Annotated in this window: 9 protein-coding genes and 1 pseudogene; all 10 read left to right on the forward strand. The window is 61.4% G+C overall.

All coding sequences use genetic code 11. From position 1 onward, the window contains the following. The coding region (locus H0V34_15205) for a hypothetical protein (protein MBA2492964.1) at positions 1 to 439 on the forward strand (439 nt) is incomplete at its 5' end. A 145-nt stretch (positions 440 to 584) separates the two neighbouring features. Continuing rightward, on the forward strand, positions 585 to 1,001 hold the full coding sequence (locus H0V34_15210; GenBank protein MBA2492965.1) for a F0F1 ATP synthase subunit epsilon: 417 nt from the start codon (positions 585 to 587) through the stop codon (positions 999 to 1,001). Between the two features lie 123 nt (positions 1,002 to 1,124). Beyond that, on the forward strand, positions 1,125 to 2,495 hold the full coding sequence (glmU, locus tag H0V34_15215) for a bifunctional UDP-N-acetylglucosamine diphosphorylase/glucosamine-1-phosphate N-acetyltransferase GlmU (protein MBA2492966.1): 1,371 nt from the start codon (positions 1,125 to 1,127) through the stop codon (positions 2,493 to 2,495). Further along, entirely contained in the window at positions 2,495 to 4,327 is a 1,833-nt protein-coding gene (glmS, locus tag H0V34_15220) for a glutamine--fructose-6-phosphate transaminase (isomerizing) (protein MBA2492967.1), read from the forward strand. Before glmU ends, glmS begins: the two co-directional genes overlap by 1 nt. A gap of 311 nt (positions 4,328 to 4,638) precedes the next feature. After that, positions 4,639 to 5,145: a DUF3305 domain-containing protein gene (locus H0V34_15225; protein MBA2492968.1), complete on the forward strand. Its 507-nt coding sequence runs from the start codon at positions 4,639 to 4,641 to the stop codon at positions 5,143 to 5,145. Beyond that, on the forward strand, positions 5,132 to 5,752 hold the full coding sequence (locus H0V34_15230; protein MBA2492969.1) for a DUF3306 domain-containing protein: 621 nt from the start codon (positions 5,132 to 5,134) through the stop codon (positions 5,750 to 5,752). Before H0V34_15225 ends, H0V34_15230 begins: the two co-directional genes overlap by 14 nt. 2 nt (positions 5,753 to 5,754) lie before the next feature. Next, the gene (locus tag H0V34_15235; GenBank protein ID MBA2492970.1) at positions 5,755 to 7,485 is read left to right on the forward strand and encodes a 4Fe-4S binding protein; all 1,731 of its coding nucleotides are present in this window, start codon (positions 5,755 to 5,757) and stop codon (positions 7,483 to 7,485) included. A 103-nt stretch (positions 7,486 to 7,588) separates the two neighbouring features. After that, positions 7,589 to 8,101 carry a molecular chaperone TorD family protein gene (locus H0V34_15240; GenBank protein ID MBA2492971.1) on the forward strand — a complete coding sequence of 171 codons (513 nt, stop codon included), beginning with the start codon at positions 7,589 to 7,591 and terminating at the stop codon, positions 8,099 to 8,101. A 58-nt stretch (positions 8,102 to 8,159) separates the two neighbouring features. Beyond that, a pseudogene (locus H0V34_15245) lies at positions 8,160 to 11,154 on the forward strand (formate dehydrogenase subunit alpha). A 91-nt stretch (positions 11,155 to 11,245) separates the two neighbouring features. Then, a partial coding sequence (locus tag H0V34_15250) for a formate dehydrogenase (GenBank protein MBA2492972.1) occupies positions 11,246 to 11,446 on the forward strand: 201 nt, incomplete at its 3' end.

Genomic DNA, 11,446 nt, shown 5'->3' on the forward strand with positions numbered 1-11,446 from the left:
GCAAGAACCTACTTTCATCGGGCGTAGCCTTTTCAAGGGCCATGACACCCGGTTCGGCATTTTCTATCCGACGAATTTCATCATCGCCGTGTTCGATTCGTATGAGACCGCCAAGCGCGCCAGCGAGATCATGCTTTCGGCAGGTTATAGCGAGGACGAGGTCGATGCCGTGCCAAGTGAATACATTATCGCCGATATCGAGAAGGGCACAAAAAACGCGACCTTGATCAAGCGTGTCCAGCAAAGGATTACGCGACACTTTGGTTCAGACGCCACTTTTTGGGCAGACGATCTCAAATGGGCGCAACAGGGCGCGGGGTTCCTCGCGGTGTACTGCCCAACGGAGCACGAAGCGCATCGTGTCGTCAGACTGTTGGCGTCCGAGAAGCCGATGTCCATGCGGCGTTACGAGCGATTCGTTGTCGAAGATCTAGTTTAGCGCGGGTATGACCAATAGCGTTCAAGTTAGTGCCGAGGGCGCGCGGGTAATTCACGAAGCAATGCTATTCGCCCGCGCGCGACCAGCCAGGGATGGCCGGGCCGTGATCATGCGCCACGGATGGCTTACAACGGAGTAGCTTAGTATGGCGACCATGCAGGTTGATATCGTTAGTGCGGAAGCAGAAATCTTCTCCGGTGAGGCAGAAATGGTAATCGCGCCGTCAGAGCTGGGCGCCGTCGGCATCATGCCGGGGCATGCGCAGTTGCTCGCGCGGCTCAGGCCGGGCGAGGTGCAGCTGCGCACGTCAGGCCAGGACGATCAGTTTTTCTATGTCTCCGGCGGCATCCTGGAGGTGCAGCCGCATGTGGTGACCGTGCTTTCCGACACCGCGCTGCGCGCCAAGGACATAGACGAGTCGCAGGCGCAGGAAGCGAAGAAACGCGCGGAAGATGCGCTGGCTGACAAGAGTTCGGATATCGATTACGCTACCGCACAGGCTTGGCTGGCGGAGGCGGCCGCGCAGTTGCGAGTGATTGAACATCTGCGCAAGCGTCGCTGAGCGCGACTTGCGGTTAGAATTTCTAGAGAAGGCAGCCTTGGGCTGCCTTTTTTCGTGCGGGTGTATCGTGCGCGACCGGTTCTGGCCCACAATGCGCGAGAGAATTCAAATTCGTTTCCATTTATGAGTCTGGCCATAATCATTCTGGCGGCGGGTCACGGTAAGCGTATGCGCAGCCGGATGCCGAAGGTGCTGCAACCCGTCGGCGGCAAACCGATGCTCTGGCACGTGGTGGACCAAGCAAAAAAACTGGCGCCAGACTCGATCAGTATCGTTTACGGCCATGGCGGGGACACGATCCGGCAAAGTCTCCCGGACGCGGAGCTGCACTGGTGTCTTCAGGCAAAGCGCCTCGGCACGGGTCACGCCGTCGCGCAGGCCTTGCCTGGCATCGATACAAACGCCACAGTGCTGGTGTTGTACGGCGATGTGCCACTAATCTCGCAAGTCACCCTGCAACGGATGCTGCCGACGCTGACCGATCACGCGATTTCGCTGCTCAGCGCGCGGCTTGCCGACCCACGCGGCTACGGCAGGATCATCCGCGATGACAATGAACAGGTGCGCGTAATCGTCGAGGAACACGATGCGAGCCCCGCCGAGCGCGCGGTGCGCGAGATCAACACGGGCATCCTGGCCGCGCGCGCGCATGATCTTCAGCGCTGGCTGCCGCAAATCCGCGCCGACAATTCCCAGGGCGAATATTACCTGACGGACTGTATACGGCTCGCCGTCGAATCCGGCGGGCGGGTGCGCGCCGAAGAATGCGCCGATCCGGACGAAGTGATGGGCGTCAACGACAAATGCCAGCTTGCCATCGTCGAGCGCGCCTATCAGCGCCGGCTGGCCGCAGAGTTCATGCGTCAGGGCGTGACCGTGCTCGACCCAGCGCGACTGGATATACGCGGGCAGGTCACCGCGGGTTGTGACGTGACAGTGGACGTCAACGTGATTTTCGAAGGTGAAGTAAAGCTGGGGGAGGGTGTCAAGGTGGGTGCTAACTGCGTCATCCGCGACACGGCCATAGGCGCACACACGACTATCCTGCCCAACTGCGTGATCGAGCAAGCCCACATAGGTGCGGATTGCAAGGTCGGCCCGTTCGCGCGCATCAGGCCGCACACGTCGCTGTCGGGCAAGGCGCGAGTGGGCAACTTCGTCGAACTCAAGGCCTCCGAGATCGGCGCCGGCAGCAAGATCAATCATCTGAGTTATATCGGCGACACCGCGATGGGCGCGGGCACCAATGTCGGCGCGGGCACTATCGTGTGCAATTACGACGGCGCGCACAAGCATCGCACGCAGATCGGCAACGACGTTTTCATCGGTTCCGACACTCAACTGGTGGCGCCGGTTTCGGTCGGCGACGGCGCCACCATCGGCGCGGGTTCGACGATCACCAAGGACGCGCCGGCCCGCGCGCTCACGTTGTCGCGGGTGCGCCAGACCGTCGTCAAGGGCTGGCAACGTCCGAAGAAAGCCGGGACACCCTGATGTGTGGCATTGTCGGCGCAATCGCGGAACGCAACGTCGCGCCCATTCTGCTGGAGGGGCTCAAGCGCCTCGAATACCGCGGTTACGACTCCGCCGGCATGGTGGTGGTGAATGAGCATGGGCTGCGGCGGATACGAAAGGTCGGCAAGGTGGCCGAACTGGAGGCGGCGCTGCATGCTACGCCGCTTGAGGGCCGTCTCGGCATGGCGCACACGCGCTGGGCCACGCATGGCGCGCCCGCGGAAGTCAATGCGCATCCGCATATATGCGATGGCAGGATCGCCGTAGTTCATAACGGCATCATCGAAAACCACGCCGGACTCAAGCAGCGCCAGGAGGCGGCGGGTTTCCGCTTTACCTCGCAGACCGATACCGAAGTCATTGCCCACCAGGTAATGCGCCATATCAAGGCCGGCCACGATCTGCTGGCGGCGGTCAAGCTGACGGTTGCCGAAATGCGCGGCGCCTATGCGATCGGCGTGCTTGACTGCCACGATCCGGGAACCCTGATCGCGGCCCGCAATGGCAGTCCGCTGGTGATCGGCATCGGCCTGGGTGAGCATTTCATTGCTTCGGACATTCAGGCGCTGTTGCCCGTCACGCAGCGCTTTGTTTATCTGGAAAATGGCGATCTTGCGGACCTGCGGCTGGATGCGGCTACGATCTACGATCACGCTGGCGCGGTTGTCACGCGCGAGGTGAAGCAGTCGGAGCTGTCTGCGACCAGCGCCGAACGCGGCGCCTTCCGGCACTTCATGCTCAAGGAGATTTACGAGCAGCCGCAAGCTGTCGCGAACACGCTGGAGGGGCGCGTGGCGGATAGCCGGGTGCTGGAGAATATCCTGGGACCGGCCGCGGATCGCATTCTGACGAAGGTGCGGGCCATTCAAATCGTCGCCTGCGGGACGAGCTTTCATGCCGGACTGGTGGCGCGAGCCTGGTTCGAGGGACTGGCCGGTATACCGTGCCAAGTCGAAATCGCAAGCGAATTCCGTTATCGCAAACACGTGGTTTTGCCCGGCACGCTGTTCATCACCATCTCGCAATCCGGCGAGACCGCCGATACCCTGGCGGCGCTGAGCCTGGCGAAAGCGCAGCACCAATACGTCGGCGCGCTCGCGATCTGCAACGTGCCGGAAAGCTCGCTCGTGCGCGAGTCTGAACTGGTGCTGATGACGCGTGCGGGCGCGGAGATCGGCGTGGCGAGCACCAAGGCGTTCACCACCCAGCTGACCGCCCTGCTGTTGGTGGCGATACTCGTCGGCCGTCGTCACGCGCTGGACATCTCAACGGAAGCCTCCATGGTCGAGCAACTGCGGCAACTGCCCTTACTAATCGAAGCCGTGCTGCGGCTGGATGGCGATATCGCGCGACTGGCCGAAGACTTCGTCGACAAGCGACACGCGCTGTTTCTTGGGCGCGGGTCGCATTACCCGGTCGCCATGGAGGGCGCTCTGAAGCTTAAAGAAATTTCGTATATTCACGCGGAGGCTTATGCCGCCGGCGAGTTGAAGCACGGTCCGCTGGCGCTGATCGATGCGGACATGCCGGTGATTGCGGTCGCACCCAATAACGAGTTGCTGGAAAAACTCCGCTCCAATCTCGAAGAGGTGCGCTCCCGCGGCGGCGAACTTTATGTCTTCGCGGACGCGGATGCGCACGTGAAACCGACCTCAGGCATGCACGTGCTGGAGATCGTGCCCGCCGACGAGACCATCGCGCCCATCCTGTTCACCGTGCCGCTGCAACTGCTCGCCTACCATACGGCGGTGCTCAAGGGCACGGATGTCGACCAGCCTCGCAACCTCGCCAAATCCGTGACGGTCGAGTGATTGTGTCACTGGCGCCGTCGATGGCGATGCAAAAAATACCTGCGCGCGATTGGCAAAACGGGCGAGGCGGGTTCATAATTTAACGTAGCATTAGCATCATTACATTAGACGCTCCACGGTCGGCGCCCCACCTGGGCGTCCAGGGCTCGCCATACGTGGGGCAATGCAGTCGGCGGGACAACACTCTACTGGAGCGTTGTCTTAATCTGTCTTCCGGGTTCCCTCAAGAGCATAGGCGCGGACACTTACGCGCCGGTATGCTCCCGAGGAAACTCTGCTAGATCGCACCTTCCCTGGTTCGGCGAACACACATGAAGTCCTCACTCGAAAATGCATTTGCGCCCGCGCGGATCGCCATATCGATCATTCTGGAACGGTGTCCGATGCAGCGGGGGCGCTGGTCATTCATCGACTGGCGAGTGGTGGGTGCGGTGGCCGGCCAGGCGTTCGCTGAAGCTGAACCGAAGTGCGCGCTGGTGCACAGCGACGGGCAGCACCGCCAATACCTGTGGAGCGGTTTTCATCTCTCGCTCTACAAGGATAGCGCCGAATCCTACTGGTACAATCTGGTGGGCAAGCAGCCGTCCCTGTTTGTGGTCTGCACCGCGCGCGATGGTCACGAAATGGCGCCGTTAATGGTCAGCGCCAAATATGACGAAGCGGCGGCTTTCATGGAGACGGGTACAAAAGTATTCGCCACGCCCATGCCGCCCGAGGTCTACCGCTGGCTGGAGGATTATGTCCTGCAGAACTACGAGCCCCAGGAGCCTAAGAAACGCATGCGTCGCAAGTGGGGAGTTGACCATGACCAGCCCTAAGTGCTCCGGCGACGATCCACCCGCGCCGATGAGTTTCCTGAATCGATGGTCGCGGCGTAAACGTCGCTCACCGTCCGAGCAGGATGTCGCTGAGACCTCCGATAGGCATGAACTCGAAGCCGCACCGGAGGCAGAAGACCTGCCAAGTTCGCCCGGCGCGGAAGATCGGGATGCAGTCGCGGACATAACCGATGCCGATCTGCCGCCGCTGGAGACTCTGGACGAAAACAGCGACTACAGCGGCTTCATGTCGTCGAAAGTCAGCGCGGAATCGAGGCGTCAGGCATTGCGCAAGCTGTTTCACCAACCGAAATTCAATGTCCGGGACAAGCTGGATTGTCATGCCGGCGATTTCACAAAGTTCGAGCCGCTGGGGGACACGATCACGGCCGACATGCGCCATCAGATCGAGCGGGCCGCTAGGCACAAACTGAATCAGGCATTGAACGAACCGGCGGTCGATGAGCTAGCGGTGTATCCAAACCAGGAATCGGCTCAGGGTGCGGTCGCCGCATTGGCAATGGTCCCTGAAAGTTCTGACGAGGACGCCGCGGAGCACCCGGCAGGCAATGAGGAATCAGAGATCGCGAGGAAAAACCCGCTTTGATCATGAGCGAAGCCCCTAGCATGCAGGAACCGGCGAACGTGACGTGGGCTGGCGCTTCAGCCTTGCCCGACGCGTCCGCCGATGGTCAAGCTCGCGCAGCCGCGATGCGTGCTCTGCAAAGCGGCCGGACGCAACCGACGGCGGCGGTAGGCTACGAATCCGCCGGTTCGCTGTTGATTATCGGGCCGCGGGCGCGCGTAACCGGGGTGGTGGAATTGCTCAAGAAAGCACTCGATTGCACTCTGGCGATCACCGATGCCGTGGATCAGGCGCCGCTCCCTCCAAAGGCAGCCGCATTGCAGGGATTGCCGATCGTCTGTGCCGCGCCCACGCGCATAAACGGCCATCTCGGCCGCTTCGAAGCTTTCGTGGGCGAGGCCAACCTCTCGCGGCTGCTCGGCCGTAAGCGGCTCGAGTTCGACCTGGTGCTGGATCTCGGTGTCCCCGCCCTGATCCAGTATGAGATTCCGCCGCCCGGCTATTACGCGCCCGGCGACGATCCGCGGGCGTCTGTTAAGGCCTTGGCCGAGCTGCCCGGGCTGGTGGGCGAGTTCGAGAAGCCCAAGTACTTCGATTACAACGCGGACATCTGCGCGCATGGCCGAAGCGGCATTCAAGGTTGCACCCGTTGCCTGGATGCCTGTCCCACGAACGCCATCGGCTCGCTAAAAGAACTGATTCGAGTCGATCCGTATTTGTGTCAGGGCGGCGGGGTCTGCGCCACGGCCTGTCCGACCGGTGCGATTACCTACGCATACCCGCATGCCAGCGATCTCCTGGAGAGCATCAGGCAGGCGCTTAAAGCCTATCGGGCGGCGGGCGGCCACGAGGCCTCATTGTTGTTCCACGATTGCGAGCAGGGGCGCGAACGAGTCGACCGAGTTGGTCGGCGCATGCCGGAGAGCGTAATCCCGGCGCACGTCGAGGAGGTCGGCGCGGTTGGTCTGGACGCATGGCTCGCGTCGTTGGCATACGGCGCGAGTCAGGTGCTGTTGTTGGCTACGCGGCTTACACCGCCCAAGGTGCTGCATGAGATGCGGCAGCAGCTTGGCGTGGCGAGCGCGCTGCTGCAGGGCATGGGCTACGATGGACAGCGCGTGCGCCTGGTGGAACCGGAGACTGACGAAGCGTTGCTAGTCGCCCTTGGCACCTTGGGGGGCAGCACGCCGAAAACGCCTGCTGATTTCGCCACGCACAACGAGAAGCGCAACACCTTGCGCATGGCTTTGGATCACTTGCACGAGCAGACGCTCACGCCTGCCGCCTCGGCCGCGCTACCTGCGGGCGCGCCGTTCGGAGACGTCGTGGTCGATCGTGAAGCCTGCACCTTGTGCATGGCCTGCACCTCCGTTTGTCCGGCGTCGGCTTTGATCGCCGGCGGCGATGCACCTACCTTAAGCTTCATCGAGTGGAACTGTGTGCAATGCGGGCTGTGTGAGATAGCCTGTCCCGAGGACGCGATCACCCTGGTTCCGCGCATCGTTTACGATCCGGAGGTGCGCACCAAGCGCCGGACGCTCAACGAGGAGCAACCATTCTGCTGCGTCGAATGCGGCAAACCGTTCGCCACCAGGCGCATGATGGAGACCATGACGGCCAGGCTCAAGAACCACTGGATGTTTCAGGACCCGCAGGCTTTAAGGCGCCTTAAGATGTGCGAAATCTGCCGCACCAGGGACATGTTCAGCCACGATCTGACACCAGAAGTTTATAGTAAACCCGGTCCACCGTAGCTTGCCGCTGAAATATGAAAGTGATGAACAGATGATGCAATCGATACCAGCGGAAGACAGCCAGGCGGGTGCGTCCGGACCGCGAACGCCGTCTGACGAGGACATGCAGCGAGCGCGCGTCTACAGCTTAATGGGCGCCTTGCTCGCGGCGCCGCCTGGGGCGGACTTGCTCAATCGCCTGCGCCAAATCGGCGACGCGGTATCCGATGAGACCGGTCACTCGCCGGACACCCCGTTGGCCACGGGCTGGCACGCGCTCAAAGCCGCGGCCACTGAGTCAAATGAGTCGGCATTGAACGATGAGTTTCACGAACTATTTATGGGCATCGGGCGTGGCGAGCTTATGCCGTACGCCTCGTGGTATCTCACCGGCTTTCTCATGGAGCGACCGCTTGCCGCGCTGCGCCAGGACCTCAAGACGCTTGGCTTCGAGCGCCGTCGCGATTTCCTGAAGCTGACAGTGGCCGCAGGCAGCGCGTTCGCGGTTGGCGGCATCGCCGACAAGACCCTTGCCGAGGCTGAGACTAAGGCCTCGCCGGACGCCTCACCGCCCCTCAAGCAGGGCTACCGCGAAACCGCGCACATCCGCGCGTATTACGACAAAGCGCGATTTTAGATCACTCTCGATTCCGCTCTTTGTCTCTTGCCTCCATTGAATAGTCAGGAGCGCAGCGATGAAATTGATCAGAAAGCGAAACACGATCCCGGCTTCCGCAGCGCCGGATGCGTCGGTGGATCCATCGATATTGGGTGCTACCGGCGACAGCATCGATCGGCGCACCTTCCTGCGCCGCTCGGGACTCGCCATCGGCGGCGGTGCGCTTGTCGGCCCCCTGCCGTTTTCGATGATGCGACGTGCCGAGGCCACGAACGAAAGCGCCCCCAAGGAGGGTGTCAAGACCATAATCCGGCGTTCCGTGTGTACCCACTGCTCGGTGGGCTGCGGCGTCATTGCCGAAGTCCAGAACGGGGTGTGGACGGGCCAGGAACCGGATTTCGACTCGCCATTGAACCTGGGCTCGCACTGCGCCAAGGGCGCTTCGTTGCGTGAGCATGGACACGGAGAGCGACGGCTGAAATATCCCATGAAGCTCGTGGATGGCAAGTGGAAGCGGATCACGTGGGATCAGGCCGTGGATGAGATCGGCGATCAATTACTCGAGCTACGCAAACAGCACGGGCCGGACGCGCTGTTCTTTTGCGGCTCGTCCAAGGCCAGCAACGAGGGGTCTTATCTCCAGCGCAAGTTCATGGCGTTGTGGGGTTCCAATAACGTTGACCACCAGGCGCGCATCTGTCACTCCACCACCGTGGATGGGGTCGCGAATACCTGGGGTTATGGCGCCATGACCAACTCCTACAACGACATGCACAACTGCAAGTCGATGATCTTCCTGGGCAGCAACGCCGCCGAGGCGCATCCGGTTGCGATGCAGCATGTGCTCAGAGGCAAGGAAAACGGCGCCAAGATGATCGTGTGCGATCCGCGTTTCACACGCACGGCGGCGCACGCCGACCAGTTCGTGCGGTTCCGCTCCGGCACCGACGTGGCGCTGGTATGGGGCATTTTGTGGCATGTGTTCGAAAATGGCTGGGAAGACAAGAAGTACATCAGCGAGCGCGTCTTCGGCATGGAGGAAATCCGCAAGGAGGTGAAGAAGTGGACGCCCAACGAGGTCGAGAAAGTGACCGAGGTCCCAGAGGCTGAGCTGTATCAGGTCGCCAAAACCCTGGCGGAAAACCGGCCGGGATCGTTGATCTGGTGCATGGGCGGCACGCAGCACCACACGGGCATCAACAACACCCGCGCCTACTGTGTGCTACAACTGGCACTGGGTAACATCGGCGTATCCGGCGGCGGCGCCAACGTTTTTCGCGGTCACGACAACGTGCAGGGCGCCACCGACGTGGGTCCGAACGCCACTCGCTGCCAGCCTATTACGGCCTGACCGAGGATGCCTGGCGGCACTGGGCGCGAGTCTGGGATTTAGACTATGAGTACCTGAAGTCTCGCTTCGACGACGCGCGGTATCCTGATGGTATGGGCAGCAAGCTCCCGCTGATGGAATTGCCCGGTATCCCGGTCTCGCGATGGATCGACGGAGTCCTCGAGGACCCGGCAAACGTCACGCAAAATTCGAACTTTCGCGCCATCTTCTTCCAGGGCCACGCGGTCAACAGCCTGACACGTGGCGTGGAGATGAAAAAAGCGCTGGAGCAGGTGGGGCTGGTCGTCATTTCGGATCCGTATCCCACGCACATGGCGGTCATGTCAGATCGCAAGAACAACACCTACCTGCTACCCACCGCCACGCAGATGGAGTGTGAAGGTTCGGTGACCTCCTCCAATCGCTCGATACAGTGGCGGGAGCAGATTATCGACCCGATTTTCGAGTCCAAGGCCGATCACGAAATTCTGTATCTGTTCGCTAAGAAGCTAGGCTTTGCCGAACCCATGTTCAAGCACATCAGGATACCTGACGGCGTGCCGTCGATGGACGATACCTTGCGAGAGATCAATCGCGGCGCCTGGACCATCGGCTATACGGGGCAGAGCCCGAGCGGCTCAAGCTGCACATGAAGAACAAGCACACCTTCGATACCACCACCTTGCGTGCTCATGGCGGCCCTTGCGACGGCGACTTTTATGGGCTGCCGTGGCCTTGCTGGGGCACGCCGGAGATGAAGCATCCCGGCACCCATGTGCTCTACGACACCAGCCTGCCGGTGGCGAAAGGTGGGCTGAATTTCCGCGCGGACTTCGGGGTGGAGTACAAAGGCCAAAGCCTGCTGGCTGATGGCTCATACCCAGTCGGCGGGGAAATCGAAGACGGTCATCCGGAGTTTACTTACGCCATGCTGCGTCAGTTGGGATGGGCCAGGGACCTGACTGGCGACGAGCTGGCGGTCATTCACACTGTCGCTGGCGTCACGACGGATCAAGCGGCTACCGGGGGTGGCATGGCGATGACGGAGGCACATAGTGCCGGCAATCTGGACGCGGTGAGCTGGAAGACCGATCTTTCCGGCGGTATCCAGCGAGTCGCCATCAAACACGGTTGCGCGCCGTTCGGCAACAGTAAGGCACGGGCCATCGTATGGGACTTCCCCGATCCGGTGCCGGTGCACCGCGAGCCACTTTACACGCCGCGGCGCGACTTGTTGCCAGCCTACAAGACCGTGGCGGATCGCAAGATCTTCATGCGCCTGCCCACGCGATACGCCTCGATCCAGGCAAAAGACTATTCCAGGGACTATCCGCTGATCTTCTCCAGTGGGCGACTGGTGGAGTACGAGGGCGGCGGCGAGGAAACGCGCTCCAATCCGTGGCTGGCGGAGCTGCAGCAGGACATGTTCGTGGAGATCAATGTAGCGGACGCCAACGACCGCGGCATCCGCGATGGCCAGACGGTATGGCTGGAAGGCCCGGAGGGCGGACGCATCAGCATCAAGGCCATGATCACGCCGCGGGTGGGTCGCGGCACGGTGTGGACGCCGTTCCATTTCGGCGGCTGGTTTCAGGGCGAGGATCTACTGGAAAAGTATCCGCAAGGATGCGCTCCGCATGTGCGCGGCGAGGCTTGCAACACCGCGTGGACGTACGGGTACGACATCGTCACCATGATGCAGGAGACCAAGACGACGCTCTGCCAGATCAGACCGGCGTAATGCGGAACCTGTGTTCACGGGAATCTGGAATTGAACTCGCCTGTTCCGTCGCTTTTGTGGATGGAAATGGTGAGAGTGAGGAAATCAAGTCATGGCTAGAATGAAATTCCTTTGCGATGCGGAGCGCTGCATCGAATGCAACGCCTGCGTAACCGCGTGCAAGAACGAGCACGAGGTCCCCTGGGGCGTCAACCGCCGGCGGGTGATTACCTTGCTCGATGGCCAGCTCGGTGAGAAATCCATCTCGGTCGCCTGCATGCACTGCACCGATGCGCCCTGCGCGGCGGTGTGT

The sequence above is a fragment of the Gammaproteobacteria bacterium genome (assembly GCA_013696315.1).
Classification (GTDB): domain Bacteria; phylum Pseudomonadota; class Gammaproteobacteria; order JACCYU01; family JACCYU01; genus JACCYU01.

What these genes read in the sequence shown, in the direction of transcription:
- H0V34_15210 (MBA2492965.1), top strand. Translation starts at nt 585, where the DNA reads ATGGCGACCATGCAGGTTGATATCGTTAGTGCGGAAGCAGAAATCTTC.
- glmU (MBA2492966.1), top strand. Translation starts at nt 1,125, where the DNA reads ATGAGTCTGGCCATAATCATTCTGGCGGCGGGTCACGGTAAGCGTATG.
- glmS (MBA2492967.1), top strand. Translation starts at nt 2,495, where the DNA reads ATGTGTGGCATTGTCGGCGCAATCGCGGAACGCAACGTCGCGCCCATT.
- H0V34_15225 (MBA2492968.1), top strand. Translation starts at nt 4,639, where the DNA reads ATGAAGTCCTCACTCGAAAATGCATTTGCGCCCGCGCGGATCGCCATA.
- H0V34_15230 (MBA2492969.1), top strand. Translation starts at nt 5,132, where the DNA reads ATGACCAGCCCTAAGTGCTCCGGCGACGATCCACCCGCGCCGATGAGT.
- H0V34_15235 (MBA2492970.1), top strand. Translation starts at nt 5,755, where the DNA reads ATGAGCGAAGCCCCTAGCATGCAGGAACCGGCGAACGTGACGTGGGCT.
- H0V34_15240 (MBA2492971.1), top strand. Translation starts at nt 7,589, where the DNA reads ATGCAGCGAGCGCGCGTCTACAGCTTAATGGGCGCCTTGCTCGCGGCG.